Genomic DNA, 20,463 nt, shown 5'->3' with positions numbered 1-20,463 from the left:
CGCCAATATTGATTGCGTGAGCGCCAATCTATAGTGCGCACCAGGACACAACAAGCCATGGGACGTACACGATGAAAAGCACCACCCTGCACCTCGCCCTGATCGGCGACTACAACCCCGACGTTATCGCGCACCAGGCCATTCCCGTGGCCCTGCAACAGGCGGCAGAAACCCTGGGCCTGACTGTTCAAGTCCAATGGCTCGAGACGGACTCGCTCACACCCACCACCCCGTTGCATGCTTTCGACGGTTTCTGGTGCGTGCCCGCCAGCCCATACCGCGACACAGACGCCGCACTGCGGGCGATCCGCTTTGCCCGCGAACAGCGACGCCCTTTCCTCGGCACCTGCGGTGGTTTTCAGCACGCGGTGCTGGAATATGCGCGCAATGTGCTGGGCTGGGCGGATGCCGAACATGGCGAGCTGGCTCCGGATGCGAAACGCGCGGTGATCGCGCCGCTGAGTTGCTCACTGGTGGAGGCGACCGACACCGTGCGCCTGGCGCCCTACACCCGCATCGCCGAAGCCTATGGCACCCTGGATATCCATGAAGGCTATCGCTGCCGTTACGGCATCAACCCCGAGTTCGCCAATGCGTTGCTTGAAGGCGAGCTGATTCCCTGCGGCCATGACTCGGCGGGCGACCTGCGTGCCGTGGAGCTACTGGACCACCCGTTTTTCGTCGCCACCCTGTTCCAACCGGAGCGTGCCGCGCTCAAGGGCATTACGCCGCCATTGGCGATTGCCCTGCTTAAGGCTTGCCAGGAGGTGTCTCGATGATCGCCAACACACCCGTTCCTCCTTACTACGCGGTGATTTTCAGTTCACTGCGCACCGAGGGTGATCAAGGCTACGGCCAAGCCGCGACCCGTATGCTGGAACTTGCGCGCGAACAACCGGGGTTTCTTGGGGTGGAGTCGGCACGGGAAGATGGCTTGGGGATTACCGTGTCCTACTGGGACAGCGAGGCGGCGATCCTGGCCTGGAAACAGCAGGCCGAGCATCGAGACGTGCGCGAACAAGGCCGCGCCACCTGGTACTCGGCGTTTCACACGCGCGTGTGCAAGGTAGAGCGGGCTTACGCATTTGGGGGTTAATAACACTTGTGGCGAAGGAGCTTGTCGTGGCGAGCGGGCTTGCCCCGCTCACCACAAAAACCCGCTCACCTTAATGACTGCCCGAGATTGATTAGCTCACCAAACTACGCAACGCACTGATCTGCGGTATCTCCACCCGCCGCATATACACCCGCAACGGCTCGGTGATGTTGATGCGATCGTCGATGTTCTGGTCCAGCAACAACTGAAGGCGCTCCCGCGACAGCGTCATGGCGTGGTCGGCGGCAGGCAGCCAGACAAATTCAGCGGTGGGAATAATGCCGTCATCGGCCACATCCATGCCGAAGGAATCTTCGCTGAAACGCACAATGTACTGGCCGCTCTTGCGGTTCAGTCCGACAAAACCGTGGAGTCTGTCGGCAGCCTGGCAGATAAGTTCTGAAGTGATGCGCATGGTAAACCTCACTGAAAAGTCCCATAGGGACTGGAAAGATGGTTTACACGCGTGGCAGAAATTACTGCCCTCTAACGGGGCAGCTTCGGCCAAGAGTACTGCAATGGAGCACAAAAAAACCCAGAAAAATGGACTGTGCGCACGTTAATGTCGGTTTGGTGATAGCGCCTTTCGCAATCAATTGTTAAAAAGGACGACTTCTCAAAGTTACCTCCACGAAAGGACTTCGCATATGCCTGTCACGTTTACCAACGGCCCGGTGCCCACCACTCTAGGGAGCGCCTTGTTGCTTGCCCTGATGCTCGGCCTTGGCCCCGCGCAGGCTGCAGACCCAATCACCCCGGCTGAGTTGGCGACAAACGAAGGCATTCCGTACCCGGCGGTCATCGCTCACCGTGGCGCTTCCTACGACGCCCCCGAATCCACCGCCGCTTCCTACAAGCTCGCACGCGACCTCGGCGCCGACTATCTGGAAATGGACCTGCAGCGCAGCAAGGACGGCGTGCTGTTCGCCCTGCACGACAACAACCTGCAACGCACCACCGACGTCGCCACCAAGTTCCCCGAGCGCAAAGACAGCCCGGCCAACGAATTCACCTGGGCCGAGTTGCGCACCCTGGACGCCGGCAGCTGGTTTAACGCCGCCTACCCGGATCGTGCCCGCCCGGCGTTCGTCGGCCTGAAAATCCAGAGCCTGGACGAAATCATCAAGATCGCCGAAGGCAACCCTCAGCACAAACCCGGCCTGTACATCGAGACCAAGGAGCCCAAGCAATTTCCGGGTATCGAAGCCGACCTGAAAAACAAGCTGCTGGATAAGGGCTGGTTGAGCTCCGCCGGCTCCAAACTGGGCAAGAGCAACACCGGCGTTGGCCAGGGCAAGGGCCGCGTGGTCCTGCAGACGTTCGAAAAAGACAGCTTGAAAGAGCTGCAGAAAGAAATGCCCAACACCCCGAAAATCCTGCTGTTGTGGGTCGGGGCAGGCAGCATCGAGCCGAAATCCACGCAGACCTTCGCCGAGTCCGGCGAAGCGACCAAAGCCGCCTACTACGCCAAGCAAGAACCAAAAGATGCGGCCGAGTTCGAAAAATGGGTCGACGAAGCCAAGAGCCTCGGCGCCATCGGCACAGGCCCATCGGCTGAACTGACCAACCATGGCGACCAGAGCTACACCGACCTGGTGAAGCCTGAAATGAACCAACTGACCCACGATAAGGGCCTGCTGGTGCACGTCTATACCGTCGATGAGCCGGTGGATTTCGACAAGGTGATGAAGGCCGGTGTCGATGGCATCTTCACCAACCGCGCCGCCGAACTGCTCAAGTACTACAAGCGCTGGCCGTCCTCGAGTGTGTCGGATCTGCTGAAGGACAATGGCTACTGAGTGAAGACCGAATGGTCAGGCCGCCTGTGGTTAGGGCGTGACTACGGCCTGATCCTCGGCGAGCTGGGGCGCACCGCGCCCCATGCGCACTATGCCCATCAGCTGATGTTCTGCCCCACCGGGCCGGTCACGGTCAGCCTTGATGGTCGGGTCGTCACGACCCATCGCGTGTTTATCCCCTCACGACACCCCCACGCCATTCTCGAGTCCGAGGGCGAGGTGTTGATGCTGTATGCCGAGCCAGCCATCTTTGAGGCCCACGCCTTACAGCAGCTGTTGATCAACGCTCAACCCTGCCTCGACACGTTGGACACACACCTGCGCCAATTGCCCCGGCAAACCCTCGAAGACCCGCGCATGGAGCGTGCCCTGTCAGCCCTTGATCAGCAGCTCACCGGCAAGGTTTCAGCCCTGGCTGTGGCCGAAGCGGCGCACCTGTCACTGAGCCAGCTGGAACGCCTGTTCGCTCACCAGTTGGGCCTGCCCGTACGTCGCCTCGTACTATGGCGGCGTTTGCGCGTGGCCTTGCAATTGGCCCTCGCCGGCAACTCGCTGACCGAGGCCGCCCACGGTGCGGGCTTTGCCGACTCGGCGCATTTCTCACGGACGATGAAGCAGTTGTTTGGCGTCACCGCCACCGCGTCCCTACGCCGGTTGGAGGTGCGGTTTCTAACGTAGATCGTCTGGTAGCGGCGGTTCCTTACCCACCTGCACCGGCACAAAGGGATCACGCAACTGCGCCCTGTACTCCACTGGAAAGTCTGGCCGACTGCCAATTCCCAGATCACCCGGCCCCATGCGGTAGTCCTCGCGATAAAACGCCGTGCCCAGCAGCCAATCCCACAGGTTGAAAAACAACCCGAAATTCACATCACCGGCCCGGCCGTACTTCATATGGTGAAACCGATGCACCGGTGCCCAGGCGAACACCCATCGCAATGGCCCCAGGCGCATATCGACATTGGAATGCTGCAACAACAACTCAATAGCAATGGCCAACGCCAACAGCTGCGCGACCTCCAGGGGTATGCCCATAAGCAACAGCGGCAGCAGGCCAGCCGTGGCCTCCAGCATCTGGTGCAAAGGATGCTTCATCAAACCGTTGAAACCATACAGCCGCTGCACACTGTGATGCACCGCGTGCAAACGCCAGAGCGGGGCAATGCGGTGGCTGGCGTAATGCATCAAGGTGATTCCCGCGTCGGCGATCACGATCGCCAGCAGCAATTGCGCCCACAGCGCCCAGCCTCGTGGCCAAACCCCGTCGAGCGCTAGCAGCGCCGTCAGCCCCGGCAGAATCAACAGGCCAAGAGCATTCAGGCTTTCGTTGACCAGCGCGTGGAGCGTGTCCCGCCGACGATCCCCCAAGCTGCGATTCCACTGCGGCTCATAGGGCAACCACTGCTCCATTAAAAATGACACCGCCACTGCCGTCGCAAACACCAGTAACAACCACTGCGGCCGACAAACGCCCCACCCGATAAACCCCACAAAAAATACAGGCCCATAAATCCAGCTCACTAAGCGTTTCATCCGAGTCTCCCTTTACGTGAGCCCCCAGCATGAAATCCCCCGCGCAAGGCGAATTGAACAAACGACGCAACCGCCTGAATTAATTAAGGGTGAATTAAGTTGTGCCGGATAACCTGAGCCCACTTAAACAGCTCACCGAAGAAGGACAACCACCATGAAAACCCTGACCGCCCTGTTCGCCGCCACCGCCCTGACCCTGACCGCCGGGTTGGCCCAGGCCGATGTACGCCCGGACCAAATCCCAAGCCTGCTCAAGTCAGGTGAGGTAATGGCTTTCGAGAAACTCAACGCCGCCGCCCTGGCCAAACACCCAGGCGCGACCATCACCGACACCGAGCTGGATCACAAAGCCGGTCGCCTGGTCTACGAAGCAGACCTGACTGACACCACCGGCAAAAAGTGGGACGTAAAGCTCGATGCCAAGACCGGTGAAGTACTGGAAAACAAGCAAGACACTTAAGCTAACTGCCAAAAAAACCGCGCCACTTTTTAGAGTGGCGCGGTTTTTTTATGCACGCTCGTCAGTCGGGGGGTAAGAAAATCGTCTTTGCCACACATCAAACTATATCTACGTCCCGCAAGGTCGCTAGACTCCCAACCATCAGCCATAGCCTTACGAACCGAGACCATTTAATGGGGCAGAAAGCCGCCGACATCGCGACCATTGGTCGCATCAGCGCAGTACCTGCGATGCTCAAAGTCATCAGCGACATGACCGGCCTGCGCTTTGCCGCCGTTGCCCGGGTGACTGAAAACACCTGGACCGCCTGCGCCGTACTCGATCAACTGGAGTTCGGCCTCGGCGTCGGTGGCGAACTGGACCTGACCACCACTATTTGCCACGAAATTCGCGGTTCCCACGTGTCGGTCGTGATCGACAAGGCCAGCGAAGACCCGCTTTACCACGACCACCACACCCCGCGAATTTACCAATTCGAGAGCTACATTTCGGTGCCGGTGTTCCGCACCGATGGCCGCTTCTTTGGCACCATTTGCGCGCTGGACCCCAACCCCGCGCAACTGCGCAACAGTACGATCCAGTCGACCATGGAATCGTTTGCCCGGGTGCTGTCGTTGCAAATTGAAGCGGAAGAAAGCCAGCAGAAAACCGAAGCGGACCTGCAAGAAGAGCGCGGAACGGCAGAGCTGCGCGAGCAATTCATCGCCGTGCTCGGGCATGACCTGCGCAACCCGCTGTTCGCCATCAACTTCGGTGCCGAGCGGTTGCTGCGCAAACACCCCGACCCCGCGACCGATTTGCTGGTGCGCCATATTCTCGCCAGTGGCCGGCGCGCTTCGCAACTGGTCGAAGATGTACTGGATTTCGCCCGGGGCCGGATGGGCAGCGGCATCCCGCTGCACCTCAATGACTGCCAGGATTTGCAAGAGGCTTTCCAGCACGTGGTGTCCGAAGTGCAAAGCGTGCATCCACATCGCCTGATTCACGCCGATATCGGCGACTTGCGGGGCGTGCACGGCGACCGCGATCGACTGGCGCAATTGCTCTCCAACCTGGTGGCCAATGCCATCCATCATGGTCGCCAGGATGGCCCGGTTGAGGTCACGGCGCGCGTTGAGCATGACCTCTTCACACTGACGGTGAAAAACTCGGGGCAGATAAGCGAACAAGCCTTGCCTCGATTGTTCCAACCCTACTCGCGCCCCATCAGCGATACGCCCCAGGCGGGTCTAGGCCTGGGGTTGTATATCGTGAAACAAATTGCTGATGCTCATGGCGGTGAACTGAGCGTTTCGAGCACCGAACAGCACGGCACCCTCTTTAGTTTCAGCCTGCCAATGGCCTGATCACGCGCCAAGGCGCGCCGTAACATCATTCAGCTCACCCGATAACCCACGCAGGTTCACACTTGCCGCCTCGGTGCGCTGCACATTGTTCAGGTTAGCGGTGGCCACTTGGGTGATCTGCGTGATATTGCGAGAGATATCCTCGGCCACCGAGGTTTGTTCTTCCGCTGCTGTCGCAATTTGACGATTCATATCGCGGATCGCTTCCACAGCCAGGGTGATCTGATTGAGCATGGCACCGGCCTCGGTGACTTTTGCCACGCTGTCATCGCTGCACGACTGGCCGCTGATAATCGCCTTGGCCGCCTCTACCGCGCCCGTTTGTACCGCGTGAATGATCTGGTTGATCTCGATGATCGACGCAGCCGTGCGTTGCGCCAGACTGCGTACTTCATCGGCGACCACCGCAAAGCCACGGCCAGCCTCGCCTGCCCGCGCGGCTTCAATGGCAGCGTTGAGTGCGAGCAGGTTAGTCTGCTCGGCGATCCCCCGAATCACTTCCAATACCTTACCGATGCGCACACTGTCGGCTTCCAGGCGGCGAATGATGGTGCCGGTGTTGAGGATTTCATCGCGCATCTGGCCGATGGTAGCGATGGTAACCTGCATCACTTCGCCACCTTCACGAGCCGATTGGTCTGCCTCATCAGCAGCGCGCGAGGCACTGGCAGCGTGACGTGCCACTTCTTGGGCGGTAGCGGACATTTCGGTCATCGCCGTAGCCACTTGGTCGGTGCGGTTGAATTGCTCGTGGGTGCCGGTCGCCATCTGTCCCGCAATCGAATTCAACTCGCCACTGGCGCTGACCAGATCGGTAGCACTGTGTTGCAAGCGGCTAAAGGTTTCGGCGAGGAAGTCGCGCAAAGTATTTGCTGCGCCAGCCAAATGGCCCAGTTCATCCTGACGACGACTGGCGACTCGCTCGGCAAAGCGGCCATGACTCAGTTGGGTCACGTAGTCGATCAAACCACGGATCGGCAGGATCAAGTTGCGATTGATCAACAACAAACTGAACACACCGATCACGGCACCGGACAGCAACATAATCGCCAAACCCACCATCACTGTACGTTCGGCATAGGCACTGATGGCAAGGGATTGTTGGCGACCCTGAGCGCGCAGATCGCTGACCAGAGCGCTCATCTGTTCGCTGGTGGCACGGTCGACACCTTTAACTGCGTTGTCGCCGGCAACCGGATCGGCGCCAGCGGCCAAGTAGGTGTCGCGCCCTTTCTGATAGGCGACGCCAAGTTGCTGATGTTCCTGACGCAGGGCATCAATGCGCCGGCTCAAGCTCGGGTCATCATTCGTCTGAGTGACCAACCGCGTGAGGATGCCTTGCACATCACGTTGCCGATCCTGGAACTGGCCCCAATACTTCTCCATGTCCTGAGGCGACTTGCCACGCAGCAAAACGTTTTTCCATTCCTGCACCTGCACCTTAAATTGCAGGTTGGCTTCGTCTATCAACTGTGAAGTGAGCAAGGGCCCTTCGATCAAGTTGCGATAACTCTGCACGCCGTTAGAGAGGAAATTGAAACACGCCAGGGCGATCAACAGCATCGCCAGCAGACTGCCACCGAGCAACGACAAGATTTGTGCTCTTAAGGAGGTTCGCAAAACATTCATCGGGGTAAAGCCTCGATACAGGGAAGGTGTTGAATGCACGCCGCAACTTCCCTGTCATCAAAAGCACCGCTGGTCCACAGAATGCTCATGCGCTGAATCGGCTGCCTCAGACGCTTCTTGAGGCTATCTGACCAGTGGTCAAAAAAGTGTCTTATTACCCGAGCACACCTCAAACCGTCACATTTTTGTCAAATTTACTTGCAATGATTCGCCCACGCGAACCTGTGAAACGTCCTACAGGCGCTTTCTCTGCGAGCCTCCATGAACCACAGCATTGACCACGGCCACCAGGATCCCGATCTGTTTGGCCTGCTTTACGGTTTTCGTTTTCGCCCCGGTGAAAAGGGCCAGCAGATTGATTCAGCTACCGCGCTTGCAGCCTTACAGCAACCGCAAGACCCGGATGAGTTTCTGTGGCTGCACCTGAACCTGGCCCATGCCGCTTGTGAGCGGTGGATGCAGGCACACCTGGCGCTGCCGGATGAGTTCTTCGAAGCCCTGCACGAAGGCTCGCGCTCGACCCGTATCGAACACGTCGACTCGGCGTTGCTGGCGGTGGTCAACGACGTGGTGTTCAACTTCAGCAGCATGGTCTCGTCGGATATTTCTACGCTGTGGGTGTGCGCCCGCAGCCGTTTGCTGGTCAGCGCACGCCTGCAACCGTTGCACTCGGTGGATAAATTGCGCTCGTCGGTGAAGGCCGGTGAACGCTTTCGCTCGCCACTGGAGTTGCTGGTGCATTTACTGCGCGATCAGGGTGAGGTGCTGACGCAAATCGTGCGCAAGACCAGCCTCAGCGTCGACCATATCGAAGACCAGTTGCTGTCCTCGCGCCTGTCCACCAACCGTGCCGAACTCGGTGCGGCGCGCCGGGTGCTGGTGCGTCTGCAACGCCTGCTGGCGCTGGAGCCTGGTTCATTGCTACGCCTGCTTAATCGCCCGCCGCAGTGGCTGCAAAAGGAAGACGTGAAGGAACTGCGTAAATCCACTGAGGAGTTTGCGCTGATCATCAACGACCTGATGACCCTGGGCGAGCGAATCAAGTTGTTGCAGGAAGAGATCGCCGCCAATCTCAACGAGCAGAGTAACCGCACGCTGTTCACCCTCACGGTGGTGACGGTGCTGGCGCTGCCGATCAACATCATCGCCGGTTTTTTCGGCATGAACGTGGGCGGCGTGCCGCTTTCGACCGACCCGGAGGGGTTTTGGATTCTGGTGGCGTTGGTGGCGACGTTTACCTTGATTGCCGGGCGTTGGGCGTTCCGCAAACGTAAAGACTACTAGCGCCAAACTTCGCATAGCAGCTGTCGAGCTGCCAGCAAGGCTGCGTTGGGAGCACCGCTGTTATCAAGCCTGACTTGGTACCGAGGCGCGCCCAACGCAGCCTCGCTGGCGCTCGACAGCTGCTACGGGATGAACTCAAGTGATTTGTAGACCAGTGGCACCCCCAATCTCCTAAACACTGACTTACCGCAGCATCTCTGTAACATTCTGCAATGATCATGAACGCCATCCTCCTCACTCTGGATGCTCCGGCATGGCCACCCCTTCCCTGACTGCCTCCTCTACCGCGTCACACGCTGACCCCAAACCCAGGCTGGACAAAAAACCCAGCCTGGTGACAGTGATCATCTTCCTGGCCGTGCTCGCCATGGGCCTGTTGTTTACCGCCTACAGCCTGATGCACGACATGCATGAACTGGGCACGGTGGTCACCACCTGGACGCCGTTCCTGCTGCTCGGCGTGGCGCTGTTGATCGCCCTGGGCTTTGAGTTCGTCAACGGTTTTCACGACACCGCCAACGCCGTCGCGACGGTGATTTACACCAACTCGCTGCCGCCGCATTTTGCGGTGGTGTGGTCGGGCTTTTTCAACTTCCTCGGGGTGCTGCTGTCCAGCGGCGCGGTGGCGTTCGGGATCATCGCCCTGCTGCCGGTTGAGCTGATTTTGCAGGTGGGCTCATCGGCCGGTTTCGCGATGATCTTCGCCCTGCTGATCGCGGCCATCCTGTGGAACCTCGGTACTTGGTGGCTGGGTTTGCCGGCCTCCTCGTCCCACACCTTGATTGGCTCGATCATCGGCGTCGGCGTGGCAAACGCCTTGATGCACGGCCGTGACGGCACCAGCGGTGTGGATTGGGGCCAGGCGATCAAGATCGGTTATGCCTTACTGCTGTCGCCGCTGATCGGCTTTGCCTTTGCGGCGTTGCTGCTGTTGGCCCTGCGCGCCTTTGTAAAAAACCGCTCGCTGTACAAAGCCCCGAAGGGCGACACCCCGCCGCCATGGTGGATTCGCGGCATGCTGATTGTTACCTGCACCGGCGTGTCCTTCGCTCACGGCTCCAACGATGGGCAGAAAGGCATGGGCCTGATCATGTTGATCCTGGTCGGCACTCTGCCGATGGCCTATGCACTGAACCGCACCATGCCCGCCGAGCAGACGATGCAGTTTGCGGCGGTGGCCGAAGTCACCCAGGTCGCCTTGACGAAAAGTGCGCCGCAAGTAGTGTCGGGCGACCCGCGACCGATCCTCTCAACCTACGTACGTACCAAGGAAGCCACGCCGGAGCTGGTGCCCGCCCTCGCCGCCCTCGCCGGCAAGATCGGTGAAGAAGTGAAAGGCTACGGCTCCCTGGCCAAAGTGCCCGCCGAAGCCGTCGGCAACGTACGTAACGACATGTACCTGGCCAGCGAAACCATTCGCCTGATGGACAAGGACAAGGTGGGCAACTTCGACGCCGACACCCAAGGCAAACTGAAACTGTTCAAAGACCAGATCGACACGTCCACGCGTTTTATCCCGCTGTGGGTGAAGATCGCCGTGGCCATCGCCCTGGGGCTGGGGACCATGGTCGGCTGGAAGCGCATCGTGGTGACGGTGGGCGAGAAAATCGGCAAGACGCACCTGACTTACGCCCAAGGCGCCTCGGCGGAAATGGTAGCGATGCTGACCATCGGTGCGGCGGATATGTATGGCTTGCCGGTGTCGACCACCCATGTGTTGTCGTCGGGTGTGGCGGGGACCATGGTGGCCAACGGTGGTGGCTTGCAGATGAAGACCATCCGCAATTTGCTGATGGCCTGGGTGCTGACGTTGCCGGCGGCGATTTTATTGTCGGGTAGTTTGTACTGGTTGTTCACCAAGCTCTTCTGACACAGCACCGTTAAAACATGTGGGAGCAAGCCCGCTCCCACATTTGGTTTTGTATTGCTTCAGTGATTGAAGAGTCCGGCCATGGCCTTGAGCCGTTTTTTGTAGATCCGCCGCGCCTCCAGCGCTTCCTCCAATGTCACCGCCACAAACCCCGCCCTTTGGTTCGGCTGCATCTGCCCAATCAAGTCCAGGTCCGCGCTGATCACCGTACCGATCATCGCGTAACCACCGCCCGATACCGCATCCCGATGCAGCACAATCGGCTCTAACCCGGCCGGGACTTGTATCGAACCAATCGGGTAGCAACTGTCGACGATGTTCGACGGATCAGACCCCGCGCCAAACGGCTGCTCCCGTGGCTGAAAGCTCAGCGCACTGCCACCCTTGAAGCGATAGCCGATGCGATCCGCCTCGGAACCCACCGTCCACGGCTCGGCAAAAAAGCTGCTTTTGGCAGCAGACGTCAGGCGTTCGTAATACAGCCCCGGTACTACGCGCAAGGTCACGTCACCGCCCACCGACCGACGCAAGGCCATCGGCAGACTATTACCCGCTCGCCCCTGTCCACTGGGCTCACCGATGGGCAGTTCGTCACCTTCCTGCAAGCGCCGCCCCTTAAACCCACCCAGCGCACCGAGGGTGTAGGTCGAGCGACTGCCGAGTACCAGCGGCACATCAATCCCCCCCGCCACGGCGAGATAAGCGCGGGCTCCGGCCTTGGGAAATTCAAAGCGCAACACCTGTCCCGCGCGCACCTGGAACGCGGTGTCCTGGTGCACCACCTCACCGTCCAGGCGCGGCGACATCAAGGCCCCGCTGAGTGCCACCAGTGTGTCCTGCTGAAACTCCAACTCGGGCCCGATCAACGTACATTCCAGGCCCGCCGCACCCACCGGATTGCCCACCAAATGGTTGGCCGCACTCAACGCGTATTGGTCCAACGCGCCCGAAGGCGGAATGCCCAGGTGGTAATAACCTTCGCGGCCAAGGTCTTGCACAGAGGTGGCAAGGCCGGGTTTGAGGACCTTGATCATGCCAGCGCCTCCTGCAAGGTTTTCGGGTAGCCGATGGGGTCGGCAAGAAAGGCGTCGAGGGAAAACTCTACCGGGCGAATGCGCAGGTCGAAACGTCCGGCGTCCACTTCGGCGACGGCCAGGTCGTAGGCCTCTCGGTCCATCGGTTTGAATTGCACAATGTCGCCTGGGCGAAAGAACACCATGTGTTCCTTGAGGTACGCCAACTGCTGCGCCGGGTCGTAGATCGGTGCCGGGGTCACGCCGAACATCTGGTAACCACCGGCGCCGCGCACCGAGTAGATACAGCCGAAACAGCCGCCATGGCCGAGGGTCAATTTTGGCGTGTCGGTACGCGGGCGCAGGTACTTGGGCACCTGCAATTGGCGCTCGCGCTCGACCATTTGGAACATGAACGGCAAGCCCGCGACAAAACCGACAATCGACACAAACCACGGCGCGCCACTGTGGGCGGCGATAAACGCGTCGACGTCCGCCAGACCATTGATGCGCGCCGCGTATTCCAGATCCGTACCGCTGGGGTCTTGATGACGGTCACGAAAACGCATCAGGGTTTCATGGGTCCACGGGTCGTTGTAGAGCACCGGGATTTCGATAATGCGCGTGTGCAAGGTGCGTTCGGCCACCGCCTGGGCTTCGGCGCTTTGCACAGCGTCGAGCAATACATGAGGCGCGATACGGTCAGGGTCGAAGCGAATCTGGAACGATGCATTGGCCAGGCACACATCCAGCACGCCTTCCAGCGCCAGGCGCTCCACTGCACGGGTCACCGCCATGCCCTTGAAAAAAGCCTCCAGGGACATGCTGTCGCTGACCTCGGCAAACAGGTGTTCATCACCGCCGAAGCTGTAGCGGATGGGGGTCGTTTCGGCCATGTCTGTTCCTCTTGGAATCATTGTAGAAAGGCAGGCAAAAAGTAATGTTTCGATCTTATTGGGGTGTTCTGACGTCGATGCCCGCTTGGTCCAACGCTTCGCGGGTGGCTTCCACCAGTTCCAGGGCGCCGGGGGTGTCGCTGTGCAGGCAGATGGAGTCGAATTCGATAAACAGGTCTTCGCCTTCTACGGTGCGTACAAGCCCGGTCTGACAAGCACGCAGAACCCGCGCCGCGACTGTTGCAGGATCCAGTGCGCGCACATTGCGGGTAAACACGATGGAACCGCTGAGATCGTACGCACGGTCGGCATAAAACTCCCGCACCACCGGTTGCCCCAACTCCTTGGCAACACGCCAGATCACCGAGTGGGGCATGCAGTACAGCAACAGTGTCGGTTCGATGATTTGCAGGTTCTGCACCAGCAGCCGCGCGGCCTCTTCGTCGCGGGCCAAGTGCATGTAAAGCGCGCCATGGGGCTTGATATGTTGCAGGGTCACGCCTTGGGCACGGGCCATTTCGCGCAGGGCGCCGAGCTGGTAAAGCATATCGTCCACCAGTTCTTGGGCCGGCGCATTGATATGCCGGCGACCAAACCCGACCAGGTCGCGAAAGCCCGGATGTGCGCCGATGGCCACACCCAATTGCTTGGCACGCTCGATGGTACGGCGCATGGTACCGGGGTCGCCGGCGTGGAAGCCGGTGGCGATATTGGCCGAGCTGATGTAGGCCATCAGTTCCGCGTCGACACCATCGCCGATGGTCCAGGGGCCGAAGCCTTCGCCCATATCCGAATTGAAATCCACTGCCTGCATCGGGACTGCTCCGCCAAAAGGTGATGGCTGAAAGTAGGCTGCGGCTTGACCCCTTGGGAAGATCTATTATCAGATAGGGCATCTTCTGAAAAACAGATAAAGCCATGTCCCTGACTTTGCGCCAAGTCCGCTACTTCGTCGCCACCGCCGAGATCGGCCAGATCTCCCAGGCTGCGATTCACCTGAACATCTCCCAGTCGGCGGTGACCACGGCGATCAAGGAGCTGGAAGCCATGCTCGGCGTGCAGCTGTTTGTGCGCTCGGCCCAGGGCATGAACCTGACCGACGCCGGGCGGCACTTTCTCAACCGCGCCTATGTGATCGTGCGCAGCGTCGACGACGCGTTGAATAGCCCCTTGCCGGACTACCGCGCCAGTGGCGTGCTGCGGGTCGCCGCCAGCTACACGGTGCTGGGTTATTTCCTGCCCCACCACTTGCAGCGCATGGAGCATTGGCACCCGGACGTGACCATCGAGGTCTTCGAACAGGAACGCCAAGCCATCGAACACGGCCTGCTCGACGGCCAGTTCGACATGGCGGTGGTGCTCACGGCCAACCTCACTCACCCGGATATCGTCTCCGAAATCCTGTTCAATTCGGAACGCCGCCTATGGCTGCCCAGCCATCACCCGCTGTGCGAACGCGGCGCCGTGAGCCTGGCGGATGTGGCCGAAGAACCCTACATCCTACTCACCGTCGACGAGGCCGAACACAGCGCCATGCGCTACTGGGAGCAGGCCGGGCAAACACCCAAGGTGCGGCTGCGCACCAGTTCGGTGGAGGCGGTGCGCAGCATGGTTGCCAATGGCAGCGGTGTGGCGATTTTGTCGGATTTGGTGCACCGCCCTTGGTCCCTGGAAGGCAAGCGCATCGAGACCCTGACCGTCACCGACCCAGTGGCGCCCATGAGCGTCGGCCTGGCTTGGCACCGCGAGCGTACGTTTACGCCCGCGATGCAGGCGTTTAGGGACTACTTCCACGACGCCTTCCTGGCACCGCAGCAATTGTCAGCCCGGCGTTAGAGCCGGGATTGCAGCGTGGCGGCCAGCCAATCCATGAACACCCGTACCCGCTGCGGTAGATGCCGCTGTCCCGCGTAGAGCAGGGACACGTCCAGCGCCGGTGCCGGGTAGTCCGGCAATACCGCCACCAGCTCACCGCTGTCGAGTAAATCGCGAATGCCCAGGATCGGCACTTGGGTAATGCCAAAGCCACCCAGGCACGCCACTTTATACGCATCGGTGCTGTTGACCGTGACCCGCCCGGCCATCGGTATGCGATGCACCTTGTTGCCGAGCTGGTATTCGAAGCCTGCCGAGCGTGAACCCAGCGGGCGCACGTAATGCACCAACTGGTGATGCGCCAGGTCGGCCAAGGTCTTGGGCACGCCGTGGCGTTCAACATACTCGGCGCTGACACAGTTGATCATAGGCATGCTACAGAGCAGCCGCGCCACCACCGACTGATCCGGCTGCGCGCCCACTCGCAGTACACAATCGAAGCCTTCGGCCAGCAGGTCGACCTGGCGGTCGGTGGTGCTGATTTCCAGCTCAATCAACGGGTGCGCGGCCATGAATTGCGGCAGACGCGGCAGGATCAATTCGCGCGCCATCACATTCGGCATGTCCACGCGAATACGCCCGGTGAGTTGCGCCTCGTCCTGACGAAACAGGCCTTCCAGCTCTTCCATGTGCGACAGCAGATCCTTGCTGCGCTCATACAGCACACGGCCGTCCTGAGTCGCCTGCACCCTGCGCGTGGTGCGTTGTAACAAACGCGCGCCGAGCAGTTCTTCGAGGGCCTGCACATGCTCGGACACGGTGGAGCGTGGCAAACCAAGGCTCTCACCCGCCTGGGTGAAACTCGACAGTTCGGTAACCCGTACGAAGGTGCGCAGCAGTTCCAGCTTGTTCATTGGATTGTTCGCCTTATCCGGCCAGTGATTCCGATATCCCTATGTTTATCACGTTACGGCCGGACAAATACACTCAGTCCACGATCAATCAGAGGACTGCACCATGCCCCTTAAAACCACCCCCCGTAAAATCGCACTGATCACCGGCGCCAGCCGCGGCCTGGGCAAAAACGCTGCGCTGCACCTCGCGGCACAAGGTATCGACATCATCGGCACTTACCACAGCGCTGCGGCCGAAGCCCAAGCCGTGGTTGAGCAGATCGAAGCCCTGGGTGGCCGCGCCGCCATGCTGCAACTGGATGTGAGCAAGAGCGACACCTTCAACGACTTCGTCGGCGAAATTGCCACCGTACTCAAAGATGTTTTCGCACAGGATCACTTCAACTTTCTGATCAACAACGCCGGCATAGGCGTTCACGCCAGCTTTGCTGAAACTACCGAAGAACAGTTCGACCGTCTGGTGGCGATCCACTTTAAGGCGCCGTTTTTCCTGACCCAGAAGCTGTTGCCACTGATCAGCGATGGCGGGCGCATCATCAATATCTCCAGCGGTCTGGCGCGGTTCAGCCTGCCGGGTTATTCGGCTTACGCGTCGATGAAAGGTGCGGTGGAGGTGCTGTCGCGCTACCAGGCCAAGGAGCTGGGCCCGCGCGGTATCACCGTCAACACCCTGGCACCGGGCGCCATTGCGACTGACTTCAGCGGCGGCGTAGTACGAGATAACCCGGACGTCAATGCGATGGTCGCCAACAACACGGCCCTGGGCCGTGCCGGTTTGCCGGACGACATTGGCGGGGCGATTTCGATCTTGCTGGCCGATGGCAGTAACTGGATCACCGGCCAACGCATCGAGGCCTCGGGCGGGATGTTTCTTTAAACCCTCTGCGCTAGCGACGCGTTATCAGGAAATCGCCCGCTGTTGGGAGCGGGCGTTTCCTGATTTTGTCGTGGCCCTCAAGCTTGGCTAGGCACACGTTGCTGTACGACTTTTTCCCGAATTACGTCATACCCCCAGTGATACACATAGGTGTACGGCAGGAAGAACAGCAGTACGCCGATGTCGAGGATAAAGGCGTCCATCAGGCTGATATTCAGCCACGCCGCGATCAACGGCACGCACACCAGGATCAAGCCACCTTCAAACATCAGCGCATGCAGCACGCGGGTCCAGCCGTTGGTGGCCAGTTGCAGGCGCACTTTGAGACGATCGAACAGGCTGTTGAAAATAATGTTCCAGGTCAGCGCCAGCAGGCTGATGCCCAGGGTAACCGCACCCATTTCAAGGGCCGGCCTGCCGGTGATCCAGACCAGCAGCGGTGTGCAGATCAATAAGGCCAAGCCTTCAAAACCCAGGGCTTGGCAAACGCGTTCAGTAATCGACTTGGTAGGGTTCATAACCTGCGCTCTGTGAGTGACGATGGTTGCCATGATTACCCTTTGACTCGATACTTCATAACTAATAACCATCGATCAAGGCGATAGTCATGGCCTCAAACGAAGTGCTGCAGGCGTTTGTGCAAGCGGCCACCCAAGGCTCGTTTTCGGCGGCCGCGCGCAAACTGGGCAAGAGCCAGTCCACCGTCAGCGCTGCAGTGGCGAGCCTGGAGATTGACCTGGATGTGGTGCTGTTTGATCGCAGCAGCCGCAAGCCGACGTTGACTCCGGCGGGGCATGTGTTGCTGCAACGAGCCGAGCAGGTGCTGGAAGCCAGTAGTCGCCTGGAGTTGGCGGCAAGTCAGTTGTCACACGGTTTGGAACCCAAGTTGACGATCGCCATGTCCGATACCTACCAATCCGACCGCTTTGAAGTCGCCCTCAAGGCCTTTGAACAGCGCTACCCGGACCTTGAGCTGGAATGCCTGATCGCCGAATGTGAGGACCTGATCGCCCTGGTTCAAAGCGGCCGGGCGCAGATCGCGTTTATCGAAAAACAGGACGTCTACCCGCCCGACCTGACCGGCGCGCCGGTGGAAGAACGTACGGAAATCGCCCTGTTCGTTGCGCCCAAGCACCCACTGGCCAGTCTGCAAAATATCCCCGCCGATACCCTGCTACAACACCGCGAATTGCGCCTGGCCAGCATCATCAACCCGACTGAAACCCGTGCCACCGGCCGCGTGTGGTCGGCGCCCAGTTACTTGATGTTGATGGAAATGGCCCAACTGGGTTTCGGTTGGGCGCCCCTGCCGCGCTGGCTGGTGGAGCGTTTTGATGGCGGCCAGTTGGTCGAACTCAAGGCGCGCAGTTGGCCGCGTTCGGTGGCGGTGGATGCGCTGTGGTCGCGGCACCACCCGCCGGGGCCGGCGGGGAGTTGGTTGCTCGGTAAGATGCTGGAGTGATTACTTTCAGACAATGAAGATCAACACTGTGGGAGCTGGCTTGCTCTATGGTTGTTGCGGGGCCGCTGAGTACATATCCGTTGTTTGGGTAACGGCCGCCTAGGGTTTCGCCCTTACGGCGACTCACTTTGGAAAAGCCGGAATGCCGGCCCAGCCCAAAGTAAGCAAAAGGCTCTTGCCCCACCACTCGGCACCTCGCCTAGGCTCGGTGTGCCCGCACTCCGGCACGGCTGCGCGGGTCGCCGCGATGGGCCATCCCTGGCCCAGCGCGGCTAAACCGGCGTCCTGCCGGTTTACCCGCTCCACCGTGCCTACTTGCGGCCAGCGTGGTTTAACGGGGCGCCTAAGATCAAGGTCAAGATCAAAATCAACAGCACGGCGGCCTGAAAGCCGACCTGAGTGGTGTAGATCAAAAGCGGTAAAACATGTGGAGCGAGCAAGCCCGCTCCCACATTTTTAATCTCCATACATCAGGAAAACACCCACTGCTGTTGATCTGGCTTTTGATCCACACCACTCAGGTCGGCTTTCAGGCCGCCGTGCTCTGCTTGTGATCTTGATCTCAGGCGCCCCATCAACCACGCTGGCCGCACGCCGAGCCTAGGCGAGGTGCCGAGTGGTGGGGCAAGAGCCCTTTGCTTACTTTGGGGCTTTTCCAAAGTGAGTCGCCGTAAGGGCGAAACCCTAGGCGGCCGTTACCCAAACAACGGATATGTACCCAATCGCCCCCCCAACAGCCCCCACCACTGGGCTATTCAAGTTCAGCCAAACGTCGCTCTAAAAACCGTTCCTCAGGAATTTGCTGGGTCAGTGAGAGCGCTTTTCCGTATGCAGTACGCGCCTCTTCGATACGCCCCAACTGCCGGCAAAACTCCCCCCGCGCCGAGTGCGCCAAGTGGTAATCCAGCAACTCACCTCGCGCCAAAATACTCTCCACCAACTGCAACCCGGCCAACGGCCCCTGCCACATCGCCACCGCCACTGCGCGATTCAACTCGATCACCGGCGACGGAACTTCTCGAAGCAACACATCGTAGAGCCCGACAATCTGCAACCAGTCCGTCTCCCCCGCGCCAAGAGCTTCGGCATGTACCGCCGCAATCGCCGCTTGCAGGCAATACGGTCCAAAGCGCCGCGTGCTCAACGCCTGCTCCACCAGTGCACAGCCTTCAGCAATTAAGGACGCGTCCCACAGCAAACGGTCCTGCTCATCCAACAGCACCAACTCACCGCCAACCGAGGTGCGCGCCGCTCGGCGGGATTCGTGCAGCAACATCAGCGCCAGCAACCCCATCACTTCAGGCTCCGGCAACAACTCCATCAGCAGACGGCCAAGGCGAATGGCCTCGCGGGTCAAGTCTTCCCGCGTGAGATCCGCGCCCATGGACGCCGAATACCCCTCGTTGAACACCAGGTAAATCACCCGCAGCACACTGTCGAGACGCTCGGGCAACTCGGCCAGGGACGGCACTTGGTAGGGAATCCTGGCCTCACGAATCTTGCTTTTGGCGCGCACGATGCGCTGGGCGATGGTGGTGGGCGTAGCGAGAAAGGCCCGGGCGATTTCCTCGGTGGTGAGGTCGCAGATCTCACGCAAGGTCAGTGCCGCCTGTGCATCGGGCGCCAGCGCAGGGTGGCAGCAGGTGAAAATCAGGCGCAGGCGGTCGTCTTCCACGTCCTCGTCGCTCCAGTCAGCCGCTTCCAGCGCGTCGGCCTGTTCCTGCAATAACGGGGTAAAACGCGCCTGACGGCGCAGGCGATCGATGGCCTTGAAGCGGCCGGTAGAAACCAGCCACGCCCGAGGATTATCCGGCACGCCGTCCTGCGGCCAGCGCTGCACAGCGATGAAAAACGCCTCGTGCAAAGCCTCTTCGGCCAAGTCGAAATCACCGAGCAAGCGAATCAACGTCGCCAGCACGCGCCGTGATTCGCTGCGGTAAATCGCCTCGACCTGAGGCGTCAATCGAACATGCCTTGGGTCACCAGCGTCACTAAACGGTCGAGGCTCTGGCCCCAGCCGTCATGAAAACCCATGGCTTCGTGGGCCTGCTTGTCTTCAGCATTCCAGTGCAGGGCGCGGGCGGTGTAGCGGGTCTTGCCGTCGACGTCTTCGAAGGTGACTTCGGCGGTCATGAACGGCTTGCCCGCAGGTATCCAGCCGGGTGTAAAAGCATCGGTGAACACCAATCGGTTCGGCGCATCGATCTCCAGAAATACGCCCTGGGTGGGGTACTCAGTGCCATCCGGCGCGCGCATCAGGGTACGAAACAGGCCACCGACCCACAGGTTCATTTCGCACTCAGGGGTGGTCATGCCGTGGGGCCCCCACCATTGTTGCAACAACTCAGGCGTGGTCCAGGCGCGGAACACACGGCTGCGCGGGGCGTCGATCAGGCGGCTGATGGACAGTTCAAATTCGGCAGGCTGCATCGTCATGGGGTAAACCTCTTGAGTCTTATGGTTGTAGTG

21 protein-coding genes are annotated in these 20,463 nt (G+C 60.0%); 11 read left to right on the top strand and 10 right to left on the bottom strand.

Going from position 1 to position 20,463, the window contains the following annotated elements; translation table 11 throughout:
• Positions 1 to 71: 71 nt before the first annotated feature.
• Together BFL40_RS13570 and BFL40_RS13565 are read left to right on the top strand one after the other, a co-directional pair.
• Positions 72 to 779 (top strand): CTP synthase C-terminal region-related (seleno)protein, encoded by a 708-nt coding sequence (locus BFL40_RS13570; protein WP_071484475.1) that lies wholly within the window; start codon positions 72 to 74, stop codon positions 777 to 779.
• Positions 776 to 1,096, top strand: a complete 321-nt coding sequence (locus tag BFL40_RS13565; RefSeq protein WP_071484474.1) for an antibiotic biosynthesis monooxygenase family protein — start codon at positions 776 to 778, stop codon at positions 1,094 to 1,096. The genes BFL40_RS13570 and BFL40_RS13565 overlap by 4 nt, the downstream gene beginning before the upstream one ends.
• 91 nt (positions 1,097 to 1,187) lie before the next feature.
• On the opposite strand, the gene BFL40_RS13560 is transcribed toward BFL40_RS13565, so the two are convergent.
• A complete protein-coding gene (locus BFL40_RS13560) occupies positions 1,188 to 1,511 on the bottom strand; it encodes a DUF2025 family protein (RefSeq protein ID WP_071484473.1) in 324 nt (107 codons plus the stop codon).
• A gap of 232 nt (positions 1,512 to 1,743) precedes the next feature.
• Between BFL40_RS13560 and BFL40_RS13555 the strand changes: the two genes are divergently transcribed.
• Positions 1,744 to 2,895 carry a glycerophosphodiester phosphodiesterase gene (locus BFL40_RS13555; protein WP_071484472.1) on the top strand — a complete coding sequence of 384 codons (1,152 nt, stop codon included), beginning with the start codon at positions 1,744 to 1,746 and terminating at the stop codon, positions 2,893 to 2,895.
• Entirely contained in the window at positions 2,896 to 3,573 is a 678-nt protein-coding gene (locus BFL40_RS13550; RefSeq protein ID WP_071484471.1) for a helix-turn-helix transcriptional regulator, read from the top strand.
• Here the strand turns inward: BFL40_RS13550 and BFL40_RS13545 are convergent.
• Positions 3,565 to 4,428 carry a sterol desaturase family protein gene (locus tag BFL40_RS13545; RefSeq protein WP_071484470.1) on the bottom strand — a complete coding sequence of 288 codons (864 nt, stop codon included), beginning with the start codon at positions 4,426 to 4,428 and terminating at the stop codon, positions 3,565 to 3,567. The two genes, BFL40_RS13550 and BFL40_RS13545, sit on opposite strands and share 9 nt — an antisense overlap.
• Positions 4,429 to 4,582: 154 nt before the next feature.
• Here BFL40_RS13545 and BFL40_RS13540 point away from each other — a divergent pair, with 154 nt between their 5' ends.
• Complete coding sequence (locus BFL40_RS13540) at positions 4,583 to 4,888, top strand: PepSY domain-containing protein (protein ID WP_071484469.1); 306 nt, start codon at positions 4,583 to 4,585, stop codon at positions 4,886 to 4,888.
• A 173-nt stretch (positions 4,889 to 5,061) separates the two neighbouring features.
• Positions 5,062 to 6,234, top strand: coding sequence for a GAF domain-containing sensor histidine kinase (locus tag BFL40_RS13535; protein ID WP_071484468.1), 1,173 nt, complete (start codon positions 5,062 to 5,064; stop codon positions 6,232 to 6,234).
• On the opposite strand, the gene BFL40_RS13530 is transcribed toward BFL40_RS13535, so the two are convergent.
• Positions 6,235 to 7,863: a methyl-accepting chemotaxis protein gene (locus BFL40_RS13530; RefSeq protein ID WP_071484467.1), complete on the bottom strand. Its 1,629-nt coding sequence runs from the start codon at positions 7,861 to 7,863 to the stop codon at positions 6,235 to 6,237.
• 261 nt (positions 7,864 to 8,124) lie between these two features.
• On the opposite strand from BFL40_RS13530, the gene BFL40_RS13525 reads away from it, so the two are divergent.
• Positions 8,125 to 9,147 (top strand): transporter, encoded by a 1,023-nt coding sequence (locus BFL40_RS13525; protein ID WP_071484466.1) that lies wholly within the window; start codon positions 8,125 to 8,127, stop codon positions 9,145 to 9,147.
• A gap of 253 nt (positions 9,148 to 9,400) precedes the next feature.
• Positions 9,401 to 11,017 carry an inorganic phosphate transporter gene (locus BFL40_RS13520; RefSeq protein WP_071484465.1) on the top strand — a complete coding sequence of 539 codons (1,617 nt, stop codon included), beginning with the start codon at positions 9,401 to 9,403 and terminating at the stop codon, positions 11,015 to 11,017.
• Between the two features lie 59 nt (positions 11,018 to 11,076).
• Here BFL40_RS13520 and BFL40_RS13515 read toward each other — a convergent pair whose 3' ends face one another.
• From BFL40_RS13515 to BFL40_RS13505, 3 genes are read right to left on the bottom strand one after another with little or no spacing between them, the layout of a single operon-like run.
• A complete protein-coding gene (locus BFL40_RS13515; RefSeq protein ID WP_071484464.1) occupies positions 11,077 to 12,051 on the bottom strand; it encodes a 5-oxoprolinase subunit C family protein in 975 nt (324 codons plus the stop codon).
• Complete coding sequence (locus BFL40_RS13510; protein WP_071484463.1) at positions 12,048 to 12,926, bottom strand: 5-oxoprolinase subunit B family protein; 879 nt, start codon at positions 12,924 to 12,926, stop codon at positions 12,048 to 12,050. Before BFL40_RS13510 ends, BFL40_RS13515 begins: the two co-directional genes overlap by 4 nt.
• Positions 12,927 to 12,981: 55 nt before the next feature.
• Positions 12,982 to 13,740: a 5-oxoprolinase subunit PxpA gene (locus tag BFL40_RS13505; protein ID WP_071484462.1), complete on the bottom strand. Its 759-nt coding sequence runs from the start codon at positions 13,738 to 13,740 to the stop codon at positions 12,982 to 12,984.
• A gap of 104 nt (positions 13,741 to 13,844) precedes the next feature.
• On the opposite strand from BFL40_RS13505, the gene BFL40_RS13500 reads away from it, so the two are divergent.
• Positions 13,845 to 14,762, top strand: coding sequence for a LysR family transcriptional regulator (locus BFL40_RS13500; protein ID WP_071484461.1), 918 nt, complete (start codon positions 13,845 to 13,847; stop codon positions 14,760 to 14,762).
• Here BFL40_RS13500 and BFL40_RS13495 read toward each other — a convergent pair.
• The gene (locus BFL40_RS13495) at positions 14,759 to 15,655 is read right to left on the bottom strand and encodes a LysR family transcriptional regulator (protein ID WP_071484460.1); all 897 of its coding nucleotides are present in this window, start codon (positions 15,653 to 15,655) and stop codon (positions 14,759 to 14,761) included. The two genes, BFL40_RS13500 and BFL40_RS13495, sit on opposite strands and share 4 nt — an antisense overlap.
• Positions 15,656 to 15,758: 103 nt before the next feature.
• Between BFL40_RS13495 and BFL40_RS13490 the strand changes: the two genes are divergently transcribed.
• Positions 15,759 to 16,532, top strand: coding sequence for an SDR family NAD(P)-dependent oxidoreductase (locus tag BFL40_RS13490; RefSeq protein WP_071484459.1), 774 nt, complete (start codon positions 15,759 to 15,761; stop codon positions 16,530 to 16,532).
• Positions 16,533 to 16,609: 77 nt separating this feature from the next.
• On the opposite strand, the gene BFL40_RS13485 is transcribed toward BFL40_RS13490, so the two are convergent.
• Positions 16,610 to 17,050: a multidrug/biocide efflux PACE transporter gene (locus BFL40_RS13485; RefSeq protein ID WP_071484458.1), complete on the bottom strand. Its 441-nt coding sequence runs from the start codon at positions 17,048 to 17,050 to the stop codon at positions 16,610 to 16,612.
• 89 nt (positions 17,051 to 17,139) lie between these two features.
• Between BFL40_RS13485 and BFL40_RS13480 the strand changes: the two genes are divergently transcribed.
• Positions 17,140 to 17,994 (top strand): LysR family transcriptional regulator, encoded by an 855-nt coding sequence (locus BFL40_RS13480; protein ID WP_071484457.1) that lies wholly within the window; start codon positions 17,140 to 17,142, stop codon positions 17,992 to 17,994.
• Positions 17,995 to 18,745: 751 nt separating this feature from the next.
• Here BFL40_RS13480 and BFL40_RS13475 read toward each other — a convergent pair.
• The gene (locus tag BFL40_RS13475; RefSeq protein ID WP_071484456.1) at positions 18,746 to 19,957 is read right to left on the bottom strand and encodes an RNA polymerase sigma factor; all 1,212 of its coding nucleotides are present in this window, start codon (positions 19,955 to 19,957) and stop codon (positions 18,746 to 18,748) included.
• The gene (locus BFL40_RS13470; protein WP_071484455.1) at positions 19,954 to 20,430 is read right to left on the bottom strand and encodes an SRPBCC family protein; all 477 of its coding nucleotides are present in this window, start codon (positions 20,428 to 20,430) and stop codon (positions 19,954 to 19,956) included. Before BFL40_RS13470 ends, BFL40_RS13475 begins: the two co-directional genes overlap by 4 nt.
• Positions 20,431 to 20,463 lie beyond the last annotated feature (33 nt).

The sequence above is a fragment of the Pseudomonas costantinii genome, assembly GCF_001870435.1.
Classification (GTDB): domain Bacteria; phylum Pseudomonadota; class Gammaproteobacteria; order Pseudomonadales; family Pseudomonadaceae; genus Aquipseudomonas; species Aquipseudomonas costantinii.
Note: the sequence above shows the minus strand (reverse complement) of the source record. Positions and strands in the feature narration are given on the sequence as shown.